The following is a 20,608-nucleotide window of genomic DNA, read 5'->3' as shown; positions in this document are numbered from 1 at the left end:
TCGGTTTATGTTGCAGAATTTCCCGTTTTTGTCGAATTTGTGGTCTTTAGTTCTTCTGTAACCAACATATTTGAAAAAAAAACAACCCTATGAAAAACAAAAATCTAATCAGTTTGACCGTGGCGATTGCCTTCTTTATTTTGGCAACGACTGGTATTTTGCTTTACGTAAAGCAAAAGGCCCATTTTATTGAGATGACGCATACCATCTTTGGTTTGTTATTTATCTCATTTGCGATTTTTCATATTTTGAACAATTGGGATTCGATCAAGGCATATTCCAAAGATCGTAAGAGTGGATCCATCAAGAAGGAATTGGTCGTGGCTTCGTTAATCACTGGCATCATCCTCGTTTTATCCGTGACCGAAGTGCTGGAGCCCGTTGCTGAATTTGGTAAAATTTTCGCAAGTGGTGGAAAGCGACCAAGTACAGTGAACTTTGCTGAGAAGAAGACCTTAGATTCAACGAATGGCCATGCGGTGGTTTTATTGGTGCAAAAGGGTAAAGAAGCTGTATTCTCAGGAGTTTCGGTTGAGGTAGCAGATACCACCGGAAAAGTGCTTGAGACGCTTTTAGCCGCGGATAAAGAAATGAAAGGTCCGCCGGCCAATCTTTTGTTACAGACGAAGATTTCGACTGTAGCTCCCTTTGATTTGGTATTGACATTTGAGCATGAAGGTAAATCCCAAAAAGTTACGCGTCGTGTGAAGGCGTTGGAAACGGGTGTTCAAGGCTTGGCGAAAGAAGAGGGTTTGGTCGAAAGAGCCTATTTGGACGTTCAATAAGAAATTAGTTAGTCAGATTAGAAAGCACGCAATCGCGTGCTTTTTTTGTGTTCGGGATAGGATGTGGCGGCGAAATTTCTATTTTTGTTTACATCCCGACAACTATGAAAAAGCTATTACTTCTATTCCTTCTTTCTACATCCATTTTTGCTAATCCGATTCCGGAGCGCTGGAAGGCGCAAGCAAAGCGTGTTACGATTTACCGAGATGCCTATGGTGTGCCACATATTTATGGGAAATCGGATGCCGATGCGGTTTTTGGAATGATGTATGCGCAATGTGAGGACGATTTTTCGCGGGTGGAGCGGAATTATATGGAGAAATTAGGCCGTCTGGCCGAGGTGTATGGGCCGAGTGAACTAGCGAACGATTTGTATTTGCGTTTGATCATCGATCCGCAAGAGGCAAAAGAAGATTATGCGAAGGCCCCTGCTTGGTTGAAGCAATTATTGAATGCCTATGCGGATGGAATCAATTATTATTTAGCGAAACATCCGGAGGTTAAGCCAGCCTTATTAACCCATTTTGAACCTTGGTATCCCCTTTTATGGACCGATGGATCGATTGGGGCGATATCTACGGGAGATATCACCGAAAAGGAAGTTGGGCAATTTTACGGCCTCGCCGATTTATTGAGTGCACGTAACGTAGTTAAAGTGGAGGATGAGGATTTACTGGGATCCAATGGTTTTGCGGTGGGGAAATCTTTGTCGAAATCTGGCAATGCGATGCTTTACATTAATCCGCATGTGAGTTTTTATTTCCGTCCGGAGATACATGTGAATAGCGAAGCGGGCTTACATGTTTATGGTGCGGTAACTTGGGGACAGTTTTTCGTGTACCAAGGATTTAACGAATATGGCGGTTGGATGCATACATCCAGCCAGGTCGATGTTTCGGATATGTATCGGGAGCAGGTGGAAATGCGGGGCGGTATCCCCTATTATTTATTGGATGGGAAATGGCTTCCGATGCAACTCAAAAAGATTCAATTGCGGGTAAAGGGTGAATCCGCGCCTCGTGAGTTTACGACCTATTTCACACATCGAGGGGCCATCATGGCCAAACGCAATGGGCATTGGATTTCGGTTCGTTCCTTTAATCGTTCGATGCGGAGTCTAGAACAGAGTTGGCTTCGCACGAAAACCACAGGTTTAGCATCCTTTCAGAAGGTCATGGATTTGCGTGCGAATACCTCGAATAATACGGTGTATGCTGATAAGTTTGGCAACATAGCCTATTGGCATGGAAATTATGTACCTAAACGAGATCCCAAGAAAGATTGGGGAATAGTACAAGATGGGACAAATAGTGAAAATGATTGGAAGGGATTGCATGCGGTCAAAGATATCGTTCATGTAGTTAATCCTGTGACGGGATGGATTCAGAATTGCAATTCTACGCCTTTCACCGTTTCAGGGTCAGCAAGTCCCTTGCGTTCGAAATATCCGGTGTATATGGCCCCCGATGGAGAGAATTTTCGGGATAAAAATGCCTTTCGCTTATTTTCACAGGTGAAATCATTGGATGTGAGGGATTTGATTGCATTGGGTTATGACCGGAAACTTACGGCATTTGAAGTGTTAATACCCGCTTTAACGAAGGCCTACAGCTTAAAAGAGCGTGTAGAACTTAAGGAGTTAATTGATCATTTGAAATCATGGGATTTTCAGGCAGATGAGAATTCGATTGCCCAGCATGTTGCGATTCGTTGGGGACAGGCTTTATTACCCAAGATACCCAAGTTGGAGCAATTCGGAGGCGAAACCGATCCGGTGATTAATTTTACTCAATTTGCCAAAGAGGCTAATCCGTCCGTTCTATTGGATGCTTTAGCTCAAGTAAAGAAAGATATAGAACAGCAATGGGGCACTTGGAAGGTGACCTGGGGTGAGGTAAATCGTTTTCAGCGGATTTCGAACCAACAGCCTCCTGTGTTTGATGACAACAAACCAAGCCTTTCTGTGCCATTTACTTCGTCGGCCTGGGGACAATTGCCCTCTTATACGAGTCGGCCAGTTAAAGGAACTAAGAAATGGTATGGTGTGAATGGCAACAGTTTTGTGGCTGCGGTAGAGTTTGGTTCGAAGGTAAAGGCTGTTAGTTTATTGGCTGGGGGGCAATGTGGGGATGCCAACTCGCCTCATTTTTTTGATCAATCTGAGATGTATGTGAAAGGAGAATTTAAGGATGTGCTTTTTTACAAGAATGATGTTATCAGAGGATATAAAAAAGTATACCAACCGTAAAATCAATCATTATTTAAACATTTGTTAAGATTTTTAGAATTTAGTCCAAAAAAAGCGGTTAAAATATTTGTTTACATGGCTTTAAGGTATAGTTTCGTACAACTACTTCATCAAATAGGTTTTAAGAATATTAACTGCCTAGTGTTCTAATTAAATTGATTTTTTTTGTTACAGTTCTTGGAATTATTTTATCGTTCTTGATTTTCATTAATCGAGCGGAGCGTTTTGGCCCCAATTTTTATTTCGCTCTTTTTTTCTTTTCCCACTCTTTTTTTGCAGTAACATCGTTTGCTTTTTTGAGTGAAGGATATCGAATGTTTATAGCTAACATTTATCCTTATTCAATTATTTTAAACATGGCATCTGGTCCATTTCTATATATTTATTTTTTGGCAGTTTTTAAGCCAAATTTTAAATTTAAAAAGGTTTATTTGCTCCACTTTCTACCGTCTTTACTTTTTTTCATAAATGGACTTCCATACCTGTTTATGGATTCAGAATTAAAAAATCGGTTGATTAATGAGTTTACGACAAATCCAGCTACAGTATTTAAGTTGCCTACCTTGGTTTTGCCGTATATTTTTCATGTTATTTTCAGGGTCGTTCAATCATTTATTTACCTTTTGATCGCATTCCGTCTGTTTTTCAACAGTTTCAAAGGAAATAAATTTAAACTCAAAAATGATCAAGGGTATCATTATAGCTATTATTGTTTAAGTTTTCTATTTGCTTTTGGTTACTATGGGACGTCAATCTATGCAGGATTGAATATTAATCCATCAAACACCTTATTTTCAAGTCAACCCGAGTATATTAACTCCTTGATCGCTTCGCCCCGACTGCTTAATGCACTCTTTATCTTAACCGCTTTGTTTCACCCTAGGTTGGTTTTTGAAAAATATTTTGTGGTGCAAACAAGAAAACCAAACACGTCTACACGTAAGCCAAATATTACGAATGAAGCGGATGTTCAGAAGTATGATTTGGATGAAATCGAACGACTATTTACCGAATACATGCTTACTAAACCATGTTTGGAAATGGGATTTTCCTTGAATTCAATCTCTGATGGGACGAAACTACCTGTGCATCAAATATCTTATTTCATAAAGCAGCGATATAATCAAAGTTTCAACGATTGGAAGAATGAATTACGCATCAATCATGCCGTTGAATTAATTGAATCGGGTGAGGCAAAGCAATTAACCTTAGAGTCTATTTCCATGCAATGTGGTTATCGTTCACGTGCCAATTTTGTGGACGCTTTCAAAAAGGTGATGAACATGACACCCTCTGAATACCTGGCCAAACACAATAAATCCTAGCCCAAAGAGAACATTTTTCGGATAATCCATTCAGGCGGGTGTACTTTTTTTCAAATTTAGTTCTTAGGCTGTTTCTTGTTTTTAGCAGTTTTAGGACCCTAAAAGTCCTGTTTTAGGCCCAAAACGTGTTCTTATTTGATTTTGGTACGCCACTTTTGACTTGAAATCGAAATCCGATACAATTTTTGGTACATGTTTATTCAATTCTGAACTAGAATTTAGTCAAGTTTGTATTGTCGAATAGCAGAAATAGCTACTCCGTGTTCTTATTTAAGTCTATATAGTATGTTTGTAATTGTATCACTCTTTGGATTGATGGTATCAGCGTTGCTGATCGTCAATACCACACCAGAAAACAAACTGGGAGTTTACTTGAGTTTATTTTTCTTATCAGTCAGTATCTTCTCCCTAACTCGTAATTTCGTATTTTATACAAACCACCCCTACATTCTTTATTATTTTGTTCCCGGAGCGCTTCCCTTGTTTAATTTGTCGGCACCGCTCCTTTATCTATATATAAAGAAGTCGATGTTGCCGAATGAACCGGAAGAAATGACTCGGCAGGAATATTGGCATTTATTACCTTTTGCCATTTCTATATTGAATATTATGCCGCATGTTTTATTAAGTTCAGATCTCAAGATCGAATTTATTCGGGCCATCATTCAGAATCCATTTAAAATGATGCAGCTAAAGACTTTATTGTTTCCAATTGAGTACAATATTTTTCTGAGACCATTGATTGGATTCATCTACAGTATTGCGGCATTCCGCATTTTTATGAATCAGCGTGCGAGTTACCTGAGTAATGAGAAGACGTCAAATGATTCCAACTTAAACTGGTTTTTACTTCTGATTCTTTGTGCAGGTTTGAATTTTTTAAGTTCATTTTTGATTGGCTTATTTGCCCAACATGGAGCTTACCGCGTGAATGATGTCGCCGAAGTTAAATTGTTTATGTTGGTGCCTACCTTATTCCTTATTGTAATGAATACGTCCATTTTCTTCTTTCCACGTATACTTTATAATGGATACAAGCGTAAAGCTGTAAAAAGGGAATATGCGCCAGAAAAGTTGATTTTTAACGATTATGCTAATTCGCCTGTGCGTACAATGCAGCCAGATGCAGCGGATGCTGAAACGTCCAACGTTTTAATATCTCGGAAGTTATCGGAATATTTTCAGAATAAGCCATTCTTACAGCCTGGGTTTACGCTTTCCGTGATTACACAGGATACGAATATTCCTTATCACCAACTGACTTCCTACTACAACAATTATTTGGGGATCAATTTTAATGATTGGAAAAATAATGCACGTATCGAATATGCCATGGAATTGATTAATGACGGTCGGGCCAAAAACCTCACCCTCGAATCAATTGCGTATACCTGTGGTTTCCTGTCGCGTTCTAATTTCGTGAATTCATTCCGTAAGAAAACGGGTAAAACGCCTTCCGAATATTTAAAGAGTGTTGCCAAACAGCAACATGCGCATGAAGATTCGGGTTTGGTCATCAAACTAGGGTTTAGCTAGAAAAATTACAACAGATTAGTCTTTGATTCGCGAATCCCTCTCCATGATGTATGGGGAGGGATTTTTATTTACACCCATATACTATTGTACATCAGAAGCATTCATTGACGATCACATTGTAGCAGGTAAGCAGACTTAGTGATGTTTACTCGTGCCATGGATTAATTCGTTATTCGTTGTTCTCTTAATTACAGATTCTTAAGCTGGATTATAGGTGCTTTTTCGATGAATTAGCCATTATAAACAGGGCTATTTAGAAAGAATCCATCGGAGTAAGCATAGCTATAAGCCTAATAGTAGTTGATAATCAGCTACAAATGATTGATAAATCCCAGTAAATCGCTCATGCAAAACACCAGATTTAAACAGATATTTGTCTTTTACCGTGAATTTTTCGGAACGTAAGCAGTATTTATTCGAATTATCGAATCAAATAAATTAACATTTGATAAATAATTTCTTTGCTTTATCTGATTTCGCACATTTTTTCTGCTTCTAAAGGTTTAATTCTTGTTCATTTCTCCTGAAATCAGCTGACATCCCGCATAAAATCCCTTCGAATTTCTGTGAATACGTGTTAGCGTACCAATTTTCTTGGACTTGTATCAAATAAAAAATGGTACGTACCTCCTCTTTGAGTCCTGTGTACTATTATCCATGTACTAGATTTTTATATCAGTACAAAAACTGATTTTAAACGGCTTTTGAGGCGTTTTTTATTGCTGTAGGTTTGTTGGACCAATCCTGAAGTGGCTCCAAGAAATTCTTAGTGTCTCGATAGCATTGGAAACAGTTCTAAAAATTATAAACGTTTTGTAAAATGAAAATTTCACTTTTTTACATCAAAGCATTTGTCTTGATGCTTATCTTCTTCGCTCTCGTATGTGGGATCGTTGGCGATATCAAGGCGCAGACCTACAACTTAGCTGTAGGTACGAATGTGTCCACCTATCAGTTCACTAATTCGGATGGTGTGGCAATCGATTTTCTTAAAAGAGGTTCTGGTTCTCATTTTAAAATTGGAGCCGAATTTAAGATGCTTGATACGACGAACAACTTTAGCTCGTCTAGTAAGAAAGCGATCTATTTCACCCAGCACACAGGGCTTGCAAGATTGTTATCACTTATACATGCCGATGTACATGTTGAGGCCAATCAGTTTAACGCTGTTGGAGACAATCAAAATGTTACATTCTCCTACCAGACAAATTACGTGGGTTTGTCGGGTGGCCTTGGAATATCAACCCCCAGTTTTAAAAACTGGACATTGAGTTTGCAAGGTCGTGTGGCTGGCCACAAGCTTATCCAAGGCAATCAAGCCTTAGGTAACCGATATATTGATTTAAATAAGGATAGTCAATTTGCTGATTTACAGTTGTTTGTGGGTTTTTCCGGCCAGATGCAGAAAAAGTTGAACGACCGTCTCTTTGCTTTTTTGGATTACCAGCAAATGCAAACGCTTCGAAGCGAGCAGTTGGGTAAGCCAACCTTAAATTTTTTAACAGGCACCATCAGTTTTGGTATCAAGATTCTTAAATAAACGAGTGCTCAATTGGTTCTAAAAATTTTCATACCGTTCTAAAAATACGTCTTACACGTTCTAAAATCATGAAAAAATTTCTACTAGGTTTTTGTCTTTTTGCTGTTTCGTACTTGTCCCAGGGACAAACGAAAAGCTTGAATTATCAAGCAGTCATTATGGATCCCAAGCCCATTGAGATTCCTGGGAGTCCTATTACAGGCCAGCCGTTGAAGAATGGTAAGGTAACTGTAAGGTTTACGTTGTTATCGAAATCGGGCTCAGTAGATTATGAAGAGTTTCATCAAACGACTACGGATGAGTTTGGTTTAATCAATTTGTCAATTGGTGCAGGTTTGATTGGAGGGGCTTCGGGTATTTCTACTCAGTCTACTACCGCTACCTATCGAACTTTTGATGCGATTAAGTGGGATTCCAACGTCAAGCAGCTTCGTGTTGATTTAAGTTTCGATACGGGAAAAACATTTTCTACGGCAAGTGTTCAGCCCTTTAATTACATGGCCTACTCTTTATATGCTGAGTCGGTGGAATACAAGAATGTTCGTGAGTCACCTACTACTCTTTCTTATTTTAACAACGATGTGGGTTACATCGTGCCCAAGGATTTAGATCCTATGAAGCGCGAAATGGTTAAAAATAAGGAAGAAACGGATGAAAAGTTTTTAGTTGTCAACCAGGCTATAACTGATAATCAAAAAGTAGCTGCAGATAACACGCAAAAAATTGATAATATCAATACAACAATTGCACAGCAAGGTGGTGAAATCATTAATCATGAAACTCGTATAACTAATGTTACCGAACGTGTTGTTGTGACTGAAAAGAAATTGGAAGAAGTGGCGAATACTTTTGAAAATTACAATAACAAATCAGCAAATATTCAAAGTGACGGAACCAGTGATACCAAATATCCTTCTGTTAAGGCAGTTAAACAATATGTAGACCAGGCGACACAAGGAATAGCCTTACAAACTACAGTTGATGGGAAAGAGGATAAGCAAAATAAATCAAGCAACATCAAAACAGATGCTAATCCCAATTACAACTACCCTACTGTGGCGGCTGTCAAGCAATTTGTGGCGGAATCTGCATTGAGTGCAGATGCTCAATTGGTCATTGATGGCAAGGAAAATGTTTCGAACAAATCAACCAACGTCGTTACGGATGCTGGTTCGAACGATAAATACCCTACGGTAAAGGCAATCAAGCAATATGTAGATGAGACCACCTTAGGTAAAAATTTAGCTGCGGATATCAACGCGAAGGAAGAGAAATCTAATAAGGTAGATGTCATTAAGCAAGATGAAACAAATGGAAATTTATATCCGACGGTTTTAGCGGTTCGTCAATTTGTGAATGATGCGACGATTAATTCATTAACGGTTGAGAAGCAATCGATCGCAATGAATGATTCGAAGAATGTTATTTCATTAAAAGGTGGCGAATCAGAAAGTTCAATCACCTTACCCAATGCATCGAATACGGTTGCCGGTTTAATCCAATTGAAAGGTGATTTGGCAGGGACATCTGATGCCCCTACAGTTCCGGAATTGGCTAATAAGGAAAATGCTGCCAATAAAACGAATGAAATCAAGTCGGACGAAACGAATGCAAATTTATTCCCAACTGTTTTAGCGGTTAGTAAGTTTGTGAAAGACGCGACAATTAATTCATTGACGGTTGAGAAACAATCCATCAGTTTAAATGATGCGAAGAATGTCATTACCCTTGCGGGTGGTGACAAACCCAGTTCCATTACATTGCCAAATGCATCGAGCACGGATGCGGGTTTAATTCAGTTAAAGGGTGATTTGACGGGATCCTATGATGCTCCGGAAGTTAAGGCGAATGCCATTACTACGGCGAAGATTTTAGATGAAAATGTGACCGATGCGAAAATCAAATCGCTTTCATCGTCAAAATTAACGGGAGAAGTGAGTCTGGCCAATGGTGGTACGGGTGCTTCTACCAAAGATGGAGCTCGTCAAAATTTAGGGATCAATTTGGTGGATAATACATCCGATGCGAATAAACCTGTCTCTATTGCTGCTCAAGCTGAATTAGATAAAAAAGAGTCTCTTTCGAACAAAACATCTGATTTTGTAAAAGATGCGGATTCGGAAACAAAATACCCAACCATAAAATCAGTAAAAAATTACATTGATACGAAAGCCGTATCTAACGAGGGTTTGGTAGAAGCAGAAAAAGCGCGTGCTATTGCTGCTGAAAATACGAAGGAGGATTTAGTCAATAAATCAACTAACATTTTAGCGGATAAAGATTCTGATGTAAAATATCCATCGGTAAAATCTGTCGTTGAATATACCTATGAGGAAGTTGATAAAGAACGGAAACGTGCGATTGGGCGTGAAAATGGAATAGGCGATGAAATTTCAGCTGAAAGAAGACGTTCATTTGATAAGGATACAGAACATGAGAATTCAATAGCGAACAACAAGTCATCACAAGATGCCAAAAATGTTGAGATTGAAGGTAAAATTAGTAATCAAGCCGCTGGTTTAGCTTCTGAGAAAACGGAACGTGAGGCTGCGATACTAGCAGAGAAGAATGCGCGTGAATCAGCTATTTCAGCTGAAAAGGCTGATCGTGAGGCAGCATTATTGGCAGCAAAAAATGCTCAGGATGCGAAAAATAATAACTTAGATTCAAAAATTGCTACACATGAAACAGCAATTACGAATAATAAGTCGGCCCAGGATTCCAAGAATACAGAAATAGATGGCAAGTTAAACAATCAAGCAACAGCTTTAGCTACGGAAAAATCAGATCGCGAAACAGCGATTTCAGGTGAGAGTGCTGCGCGACTTGCAGGATTAGCAGCAGAGAAAGCGGATCGTGAAAAGGCTATTGCTAGTTTGACTTTAGCAAATGGTGACGTTAAATCGGCTTTGGAAACTGAACGTGCTGCTCGTGAGGCGGCAATTTCGGCCGAAAAAGCGGAACGAGAAGCGGCAATTTTAGCTCAAAAGACAGCCCAAGACACCAAAAATGCTGATATAGAGTCGAAAATTGATACACATGAATCTAAAATTAATAATAATAAATCGGCTCAAGATTCGAAGAATACTGAAATCGATGGAAAATTAGCGAGTCAAGCATCTGCACTAGCTCAAGAGAAAATAGATCGAGAAGCGGCTTTAGCAGCTGAAAAATCTGCACGGGAATCAGCAGTTTCAGCTGAAAATTCTGCTCGAGTTGCAGCTTTAGCGTCAGAAAAGGCAGAGCGTGAAGCCGTACTTTTAGCAGAGAAACTGGCTCGTGAAACAGCAATTAATCTTGAAAAAGAGGCTCGCGTGGCTGGATTAGCATCTGAGAAATCAAATCGTGAGGCTGCCCTGTTGGCTGCTAAAAGCGTTCAAGACACAAAGAACAGCGAGATTGATGGTAAGTTGACCAGCAATGCTGCGGCGATTACAACTGAAAAGTCGGATCGTGAAGTTGCAGTATTAGCAGAGAAGAATGCACGTGAATCAGCTATATCAACAGAGAGTGCTGCTCGTATTGCTGGATTAGCATCTGAGAAATCAGATCGCGAAGCTGCGATGTTAGCTGCTAAGAATGCTCAGGATACAAAGAATAGTGAGATTGATGGTAAGTTGACCAACAATGCTGCTGCAATCACGACTGAAAAGTCGGATCGTGAGGCTGCCGTATTAGCAGAGAAAACAGCTCGTGAATCAGCTATCTCAACAGAGAGCGCTGCACGTGTAGCTGGATTAGCATCTGAGAAATCAGATCGTGAGGCTGCCCTATTGGCCGCAAAAAATGCACAGGATACAAAGAATAGTGAAATCGATGGTAAATTAGCAAGTAATGCTGCTGCGATTACGACAGAAAAATCAGATCGTGAAGCTGCTATTTCTGCAGAAAGTTCTGCCCGTGTTGCTGGTTTGGCTGCTGAGAAAACAGATCGTGAGAAGGCGATTGCTAATTTGACTTTGGCAAATGGTGATGTAAAATCAGCTTTAGATGCAGAGAAAGCTGCTCGCGAATTAGCAATTTCAACTGAGAGTGCTGCTCGTATAGCTGGATTAGCATCAGAGAAGTCTGATCGCGAAGCTGCGATGTTAGCTGCTAAAAACGCACAGGATACAAAGAACAGCGAGATTGATGGTAAGTTGACCAGCAATGCTGCGGCGATTACAACTGAAAAGTCGGATCGTGAAGTTGCAGTATTAGCAGAGAAGAATGCACGTGAATCAGCTATATCAACAGAGAGTGCTGCTCGTATTGCTGGATTAGCATCTGAGAAATCAGATCGCGAAGCTGCGATGTTAGCTGCTAAAAATGCTCAAGACACAAAGAATAGCGAGATTGATGGTAAGTTGACAAGCAACGCTACGGCAATCACGACTGAAAAGTCGGATCGTGAGGCTGCCGTATTAGCAGAGAAAACGGCTCGTGAATCAGCTATCTCTACAGAGAGTGCTGCTCGTGTAGCTGGATTAGCATCTGAGAAATCAGATCGCGAAGCTGCGATGTTAGCTGCTAAAAATGCTCAAGACACAAAGAATAGCGAGATTGATGGTAAGTTGACCAGCAATGCTGCAGCGATTTCTACTGAAAAGTCAGATCGTGAAGCTGCATTACTTGCTGCCAAAAATGCCCAGGATACCAAGAATAGCGAGATTGATGGTAAGTTGACAAGTAACGCTACAGCGATTTCAACAGAAAAATCAGATCGTGAAGCTGCAGTATTGGCTGAAAAAACGGCTCGTGAATCAGCTATATCAACAGAGAGTGCTGCTCGTATTGCTGGATTAGCATCTGAGAAATCAGATCGTGAAGCTGCGATGTTGGTTGCGAAAAATGCTCAGGATACAAAAAATAATGAGATCGATGGTAAGTTGACAAGCAATGCTGCTGCGATTACGACAGAAAAATCAGATCGTGAAGCTGCAGTATTGGCTGAAAAAACGGCTCGTGAATCAGCTATATCAACAGAGAGTGCTGCTCGTATTGCTGGATTAGCATCTGAGAAATCAGATCGCGAAGCTGCGATGTTAGTTGCGAAAAATGCTCAAGACACAAAGAATAGCGAGATTGATGGTAAGTTGACAAGCAACGCTACGGCAATCACGACTGAAAAGTCGGATCGTGAAGCTGCAGTATTGGCTGAAAAGACGGCTCGTGAGTCATCTATCTCAACTGAGAGTGCTGCACGTGTTGCGGGACTAGCATCAGAGAAATCAGATCGTGAGGCTGCCCAATTGGCTGCTAAGAATGCCCAGGATACGAAAAATAGTGAGATTGACGGTAAGTTAGCAAGTAATGCGGCTGCAATTACCACGGAGAAGTCAGATCGTGAAGCTGCAATTAATGCAGAAAGTTCTGCACGTGTTGCGGGTTTAGCTGCTGAGAAAACAGATCGTGAAAAAGCAATTGCTAATTTGACTTTGGCAAATGGTGATGTGAAATCTGCTCTAGATGCTGAAAAAGCTGCACGTGAATTAGCTATTTCAACAGAAAGTGCAGCTCGTGTAGCTGCATTAGCAACAGAGAAATCTGATCGTGAGGCAGCGATGTTAGCTGCTAAGAACGCTCAGGATACCAAGAATACTGAGATTGATGGTAAGTTGACCAGCAACGCTACTGCTATTACAACCGAAAAGTCGGATCGCGAGGCTGCGATGTTAGCTGCTAAAAATGCTCAAGACTCGAAGAATACTGAGATTGATGGTAAGTTGACTAGCAATGCTGCAGCGATTTCTATTGAAAAGTCTGATCGTGAAGCTGCATTACTTGCTGCCAAAAATGCCCAGGATACCAAGAATAGCGAGATTGATGGTAAGTTGACAAGTAACGCTACAGCGATTTCAACTGAAAAGTCGGATCGTGAGGCTGCGATGTTAGCTGCTAAAAATGCCCAGGATACAAAGAATAGCGAGATTGATGGTAAGTTGACAAGCAATGCTACTGCAATCACGACTGAAAAGTCGGATCGTGAGGCTGCGATGTTAGCTGCTAAAAATGCCCAGGATACAAAGAATAGCGAGATTGATGGTAAGTTGACAAGCAACGCTACTGCAATCACGACTGAGAAGTCAGATCGTGAGGCTGCCCTATTAGCAGAGAAAACGGCTCGCGAATCAGCTATCTCGACTGAGAGCGCTGCACGTGTAGCTGGATTAGCATCTGAAAAATCGGATCGCGAAGCTGCCCTATTAGCTGCTAAGAATGCTCAAGACACAAAGAACAGCGAGATTGATGGTAAGTTGACTAGCAATGCTGCTGCAATCACTACTGAAAAGTCGGATCGCGAGGCTGCGATGTTAGCTGCTAAAAATGCTCAAGACTTGAAGAATACTGAGATTGATGGTAAGTTGACTAGCAACGCTACTGCGATTTCAACTGAGAAGTCGGATCGTGAGGCTGCAGTATTAGCAGAGAAAACGGCTCGCGAATCAGCTATCTCGACAGAGAGCGCTGCACGTGTTGCTGGATTAGCATCAGAGAAATCTGATCGTGAGGCTGCCCTATTAGCTGCTAAAAATGCTCAAGACACAAAGAACAGTGAGATTGATGGTAAGTTGACAAGCAATGCTACTGCAATCACGACTGAAAAGTCGGATCGTGAGGCTGCGATGTTAGCTGCTAAAAACGCTCAAGACACAAAGAATACTGAGATTGATGGTAAGTTGACCAGCAACGCTACTGCTATTTCAACTGAGAAGTCAGATCGTGAGGCTGCCGTATTAGCAGAGAAAACGGCTCGTGAATCAGCTATCTCAACTGAGAGTGCTGCACGTGTTGCAGGATTAGCATCAGAGAAATCGGATCGCGAAGCTGCGATGTTAGCTGCGAAAAATGCACAAGAGACGAAGAATAGTGAGATTGATGGGAAGTTGACTAGCAACGCTACTGCGATTTCAACTGAGAAGTCAGATCGTGAGGCTGCCGTATTAGCAGAGAAAACGGCTCGTGAATCAGCTATCTCAACAGAGAGCGCTGCACGTGTTGCGGGATTAGCATCTGAGAAATCAGATCGTGAGGCTGCCATGTTAGCTGCTAAAAATGCTCAAGACACGAAGAACAGTGAAATTGATGGGAAGTTGACAAGCATCGCTACTGCAATCACGACTGAGAAGTCGGATCGTGAGGCTGCCGTATTAGCAGAGAAAACGGCTCGTGAATCAGCTATCTCAACTGAGAGTGCTGCTCGTGTTGCTGGATTAGCGTCGGAAAAGACTGAACGTGAAAATGCAATTTCTAGTTTAACATTAGCTAATGGTAATGTTAAATCAGCTTTAGATGCTGAAAAAGCTGCTCGCGAATCTGCTATCTCTACAGAGAGTGCTGCTCGTATTGCTGGATTAGCATCTGAGAAATCTGATCGCGAAGCTGCGATGTTAGCTGCGAAAAATGCACAAGACACGAAGAATAGTGAGATCGATGGTAAGTTGACAAGCAACGCCACGGCAATTACGACTGAAAAGTCTGATCGCGAAGCTGCGATGTTAGCTGCGAAAAATGCACAAGACACGAAGAATAGCGAGATTGATGGGAAGTTGACTAGCAACTCAACTGCAATTTCAACTGAGAAGTCAGATCGTGAGGCTGCGATGCTAGCTGCCAAAAATGCTCAGGATACAAAGAATAGCGAGATTGATGGTAAGTTGACAAGCAATGCTACGGCGATTTCAACTGAGAAATCGGATCGCGAAGCTGCTATTGCTGCTGAAAGTTCAGCACGTACTTCTGCAATTTCAACTGAAAGAGCTGCACGTGAGTCGGCTATTTCTACTGAAAGTGCTGCTCGTTTAGCTGGATTAGCATCTGAGAAATCGGATCGCGAAGCTGCTATTGCTGCTGAAAGTTCGGCACGTACTTCTGCAATTTCATCTGAAAGAGCTGCACGTGAGTCGGCTATTTCTACTGAAAGTGCTGCTCGTTTAGCTGGATTAGCATCTGAGAAATCGGATCGCGAAGCTGCCCTATTAGCTGCGAAAAATGCTCAAGACTCGAAGAATACTGAGATTGATGGTAAGTTGGCTAGCAATGCTACTGCAATCACGACTGAAAAGTCGGATCGCGAGGCTGCCGTATTAGCAGAGAAGAATGCTCGTGAATCTGCTATCTCAACAGAAAGCGCTGCACGTGTTGCGGGATTAGCATCTGAGAAATCAAATCGTGAGGCTGCGATGTTAGCTGCTAAAAATGCCCAGGATACAAAAAATAATGAGATCGATGGTAGGTTGACCAGCAATGCTACTGCAATCACGACTGAAAAGTCGGATCGTGAGGCTGCAGTATTAGCAGAGAAAACGGCTCGCGAATCAGCTATCTCGACTGAGAGCGCTGCACGTGTAGCTGGATTAGCATCTGAGAAATCGGATCGCGAAGCTGCGATGTTAGCTGCTAAAAATGCCCAGGATACAAAGAACAGTGAGTTCGATGGTAAGTTGACAAGCAACGCCACGGCAATCACGACCGAAAAGTCTGATCGCGAAGCTGCGATGTTAGCTGCTAAAAACGCTCAAGACTCGAAGAATACTGAGATTGATGGTAAGTTGACTAGCAACGCTACTGCGATTACAACCGAAAAGTCTGATCGCGAAGCTGCGATGTTAGTTGCTAAAAACGCTCAAGACTTGAAGAATACTGAGATTGATGGTAAGTTGACCAGCAATGCTACTGCAATCACGACTGAAAAGTCGGATCGCGAAGCTGCAGTATTAGCAGAGAAGAATGCTCGTGAATCTGCTATCTCAACAGAAAGCGCTGCACGTGTTGTAGGATTAGCATCAGAGAAATCTGATCGCGAAGCTGCGATGTTAGCTGCTAAAAACGCTCAAGACACAAAGAATACTGAGATTGATGGTAAGTTGACCAGCAACGCTACTGCTATTTCAACTGAGAAGTCAGATCGTGAGGCTGCCGTATTAGCAGAGAAAACGGCTCGTGAATCAGCTATCTCAACTGAGAGTGCTGCACGTGTTGCAGGATTAGCATCAGAGAAATCGGATCGCGAAGCTGCGATGTTAGCTGCGAAAAATGCACAAGAGACGAAGAATAGTGAGATTGATGGGAAGTTGACTAGCAACGCTACTGCGATTTCGACTGAGAAGTCAGATCGTGAGGCTGCCGTATTAGCAGAGAAAACGGCTCGTGAATCAGCTATCTTAACAGAAAGCGCTGCACGTGTTGCAGGATTAGCATCAGAGAAATCGGATCGCGAAGCTGCGATGTTAGCTGCGAAAAATGCTCAAGACACAAAGAACAACGAGATTGATGGTAAGTTGACTAGTAACGCTACTGCAATTTCAACTGAAAAATCGGATCGCGAAGCTGCTCTATTAGCAGAGAAAATGGCTCGTGAATCAGCTATTTCAACTGAGACTGCTGCTCGTATTGCTGGATTAGCATCTGAGAAATCTGATCGCGAAGCTGCGATGTTAGCTGCTAAAAATGCTCAAGACACAAAGAACAACGAGATAGATGGTAAGTTGACCAGCAACGCTACTGCAATTTCAACTGAAAAGTCGGATCGTGAGGCTGCCCTATTAGCAGAGAAAACGGCTCGTGAATCAGCTATCTCGACTGAGAGTGCTGCTCGCTTAGCTGGATTAGCAATAGAGAAATCGGATCGCGAAGCTGCTTTACTTGCTGTTAAAAACGCTCAAGAAACGAAGAATAGCGAGATTGATGGTAAGTTGACTAGCAACGCTACGGCGATTTCAACTGAGAAATCGGATCGTGAGGCTGCTGTATTAGCTGAGAAGAATGCACGTGAGTCGGCTATCTCTACAGAGAGCGCTGCTCGTGTTGCTGCATTGGCAACTGAAAAATCAGATCGTGAAGCTGCAGTCTTAGCAGAAAAGAATGCACGTGAGTCGGCGATTTCCACAGAGAGTGCCGCGCGTGTCGCTGCTTTGGCATCCGAAAAAGTCGATCGTACTACTGCGATCAATGCGGAAAAAGCTGCTCGCGAATCAGCTATCTCGTCAGAGAGTGTTGCCCGTATCGCGGGATTGGCATCCGAGAAATCGGATCGTGAGGCTGCGCTACTGGCTGCGAAAAATGCCCAAGATACCAAGAATGCGGATTTAGATTCCAAAATCGCGACGCACGAAACAGCTATCACGGCTAACAAGTCTGCTCAAGATTCAAAAAATACGGAGTTAGATGGAAAAATCAACACGCAAGCCGCAGCGATTTTAGCTGAAAAGTCAACACGTGAGGCTGCATTTATCGCTGAGAAATCTGCCCGTGAATCAGCCATTGCTGCCGAAAATTCAGCTCGTATTGCTGCATTGAATGCCGAGAAGTCTGCTCGCGAAACAGCTATATCTGCTGAAAGTACAGCTCGTACCGCAGCGATCGCCTCTGAAAAATTAGATCGAGAAGCAGCATTACTTGCCGCTAAAACAGCACAGGATACCAAGAATACGGAAATCGACGGTAAATTAACAAGTCAAGGTGCCGACATTAGTGCACAGGGTACAGCTATTGCTTTAAATACGACGGCCATTAATTCAAACAAATCAGCCCAGGATGCGAAAAACAACGCAATTGACGCAAGTTTGAATTCGCATACGTCTTCAATCGCCGATAACACTGCCGCAATTTCTTCGCATGAAACCAAGATTTCTGCGAATGTTGCCTCAATCAATGCGAATGCCAATGCAATTATTGCCGAAGTAAGCGCAAGAGAATCCGATATCGCGAAAGAATCCGCTGCTCGTGCCGCACTTGCTAAGAAAGTAGATGATAACCTGGCTAGTATCCAAACTACCTTAGCTGCGGGTGTTACCACGGTTGGTTCAACCCTAACACAAGGGAATATCATCGTAGGTAATGCGAGCAATATCGCTGCCGCGGTGACGATGACGGGTGATGTAACGATTAACGAATCCGGTATCACGAGCATTACAGCGAATGCAATCGGTTCGAGTGAAATCATCAATGGAACGGTGACCAATGAAGATCTTGTCAACAAATCGATTTCCATCGGTTCGACGCAAGTTGATTTAGGTGGCACCACTTCTACCCTATCCGGCTTAACTTCCGTAAGCGCCACGATCTTCACGGGTGCTTTAACTGGAAATGCAAGTACATCTTCGAAATTAGCTACCGCCAAAACAATCGGCATGACTGGCGATGTAACCTGGACAAGTGCTGCTTTTGATGGTTCCGATAACGTTTCTGGTGTCGCTACCATTGGTACGGGTAAAGTGACCAATAGCATGTTGGCCGGTGGAATTGATCTTACTTCTAAAGTTACAGGGATTCTGCCTTTGGCTAATTTGCCGGCCGATTTGACCGCGAGGGTGAACATTGCAAACACAACGACGACGGGTTTATTGTCTTCGACGGATTGGAATACCTTTAATGGAAAACAAAATGTAATTTCATTGACCAACACGGGTTCTGCGGGTGCTGCAACGCTGACAGGTTCTACCTTGAATATCCCGAATTACAGTTTAGGTAATTCAGCTGGATTCACAGGTAATTTATCTGGTGACGTCACGGGTACACAAAACGGTACAGTTGTCTCCAAAATCAATGGCGTTTCTTTAGCCGGTTTGGGAACAGGTATCTTGAAAAATACGACAGGAACTGGTGAACCATCGATTGCGGTGGCTGCCGACTTCCCTATCTTAAATCAAAATACAACGGGATCAGCTGCAACTGCGATTGCTTCTTCTACGCAAGCTTTAGGTGATTCGACGACGAAGATAGCAACGACTGAATTTGTTGCCAAAGGTTTGGTGAGCAAAACCAACAAGACTTATGTAGACAATGCATTGTCAGCAAAAGCCAACCTAGCTTCCCCTACATTTACCGGGGCACCATTAGCGCCGACTGCCACTTCGACGGATAGTTCAACTGTCATTGCGACCACAGCTTTTGTAAAAGGAAGTTTATCTGCGAAAGCGTCTAAATCATATGTCGACAATTCAAATGCCCTCAAAGCGAATTTGGCCTCTCCTACATTTACAGGAGCTCCATTAGCGCCAACGGCCGCATCGAATGATAGTTCTGCAACGATTGCAACGACAGCCTTCGTAAAAGGAGGCTTAGTTTCCAAAGCGAGCAAAACCTACGTTGACAATGTGATCGCTGCCAAAGCGCCAGCTGCATCGCCTACATTTACAGGTACGCCAGTGGCTCCAACGGCCATCTCGTCAGATAGTTCAACAACACTAGCGACGACTGCTTTTGTAAAAGGTGGAATCGCTTTGAAAGCAAGTAAGTCATATGTCGATAATTCAATTGCTTTGAAAGCAAACTTGGCCTCTCCTTCATTCACGGGTTCGCCAGTGGCTCCAACGGCAACCTCAACGGATAGTTCGACGATTCTTGCAACCACCGCCTTTGTGAAAGGAGGTTTAGCGGGCAAAGCTTCGAAAGCTTATGTCGATAATGCAAAAGCATTGATGGCACCTTTGGCTTCTCCAGCGTTAACAGGTACTCCGACAGCTCCTACGGCTACTGCGGGGACAAACACGACGCAGGTTGCAACAACGGCATTCGTGAAAGCAGCCGTTGATGCTGCGGTAACCGGTAATGGTGTAACGCAAGATGCAAATGATAATTCGACCAATTTGGCAACGACCGAGTATGTGGATCGTGCGGATGCTTTAAAAGCAAATTTAGCTTCGCCAATATTTACGGGAGCTCCTTCTATGCCGACAGGAACTACGGGTGTAACTCAAGCTATATCTGATAATTCGACAAAAATTGCTACTACCGCTTTTGTTAAATCAAAAATGGAAGCATCCACAGTTACGATAGGTACTGACGGAACAACAAAAGGTAATGGGGTTAGAATTGGTAATGCACGATTTACGATAAATAAACCCTCCGAACCAACTTCTAGTTCAAGTGACACAGATTTATCTATTTCTCAAGTGTTAGAGGAAGGAATTTTTGTTGGAACATCCACATCATCAAATAAAACAATTAAAATTCCTACAGCGAAAGGCTCAACTGGTCTTGTCCAAGCTTTGCCAAATGCCGAAGTAGGTGATATTGTCTCAGTTTTAATTGTAAATGGAGGCAATAAAAGCCTTTTAATTGATGGTAGGGATTCAAGTGTAACCAAAGTGCCTTCCACTATGACTGTTCCTGCTGGTACTTCAAGACTAGTATATATACGTGTAACATCTATCACTTCGGGTAGTGAAACAGTTTCAATTTACTAACAAC

Annotated in this window: 6 protein-coding genes; all 6 read left to right on the top strand. The window is 42.2% G+C overall.

Annotation, left to right across the window (positions count from 1 at the left end):
* The first annotated feature begins 89 nt into the window (after window positions 1-89).
* The 6 genes from ACMH5P_RS02585 (at window position 90) to ACMH5P_RS02560 (ending at window position 20,604) form a co-directional block, all read left to right on the top strand.
* Window positions 90-785 carry a DUF4405 domain-containing protein gene (locus ACMH5P_RS02585; protein ID WP_459492751.1) on the top strand — a complete coding sequence of 232 codons (696 nt, stop codon included), beginning with the start codon at window positions 90-92 and terminating at the stop codon, window positions 783-785.
* A 104-nt stretch (window positions 786-889) separates the two neighbouring features.
* The gene (locus ACMH5P_RS02580) at window positions 890-3,034 is read left to right on the top strand and encodes a penicillin acylase family protein (RefSeq protein WP_459492750.1); all 2,145 of its coding nucleotides are present in this window, start codon (window positions 890-892) and stop codon (window positions 3,032-3,034) included.
* Window positions 3,035-3,522: 488 nt separating this feature from the next.
* The gene (locus tag ACMH5P_RS02575; protein WP_459492749.1) at window positions 3,523-4,359 is read left to right on the top strand and encodes a helix-turn-helix domain-containing protein; all 837 of its coding nucleotides are present in this window, start codon (window positions 3,523-3,525) and stop codon (window positions 4,357-4,359) included.
* Between the two features lie 285 nt (window positions 4,360-4,644).
* Window positions 4,645-5,895, top strand: coding sequence for a helix-turn-helix domain-containing protein (locus ACMH5P_RS02570; protein ID WP_459492748.1), 1,251 nt, complete (start codon window positions 4,645-4,647; stop codon window positions 5,893-5,895).
* An 820-nt stretch (window positions 5,896-6,715) separates the two neighbouring features.
* Window positions 6,716-7,435 (top strand): hypothetical protein, encoded by a 720-nt coding sequence (locus ACMH5P_RS02565; RefSeq protein ID WP_459492747.1) that lies wholly within the window; start codon window positions 6,716-6,718, stop codon window positions 7,433-7,435.
* A 68-nt stretch (window positions 7,436-7,503) separates the two neighbouring features.
* A complete protein-coding gene (locus ACMH5P_RS02560; protein ID WP_459492746.1) occupies window positions 7,504-20,604 on the top strand; it encodes a hypothetical protein in 13,101 nt (4,366 codons plus the stop codon).
* Window positions 20,605-20,608: the final 4 nt, after the last annotated feature.

The sequence above is a fragment of the Aquirufa sp. 5-AUSEE-100C1 genome (genome assembly GCF_054558655.1).
Note: the sequence above shows the minus strand (reverse complement) of the source record. Positions and strands in the feature narration are given on the sequence as shown.